General features: G+C 40.7%; 1 rRNA gene. It reads left to right on the plus strand.

The features are described from left to right. Positions 1–87 precede the first annotated feature (87 nt). Positions 88–214, plus strand: a 23S ribosomal RNA gene (locus C9J37_RS27945); the annotation flags it as partial.

Consider the following 214-nt stretch of genomic DNA (forward strand, 5'->3'; position numbering starts at 1 on the left):
TTGTTCTTTGAAAACTGGATAAAACGACATTGAAATTGTAACAAACACATTTATTTTTTAAATTAAGTTTTTTAGGCTTAATAACTTGGTTAAGTTATTAAGGGCGCACGGCGAATGCCTTGGCACTAGGAGCCGAAGAAGGACGGCACTAACACCGATATGCTTCGGGGAGCTGTAAGTGAGCTTTGATCCGGAGATTTCCGAATGGGGGAAC

It is taken from the genome of Lysinibacillus mangiferihumi (genome assembly GCF_003049665.1).
In the GTDB taxonomy this organism is placed as follows: Bacteria; Bacillota; Bacilli; order Bacillales_A; family Planococcaceae; genus Lysinibacillus; species Lysinibacillus mangiferihumi.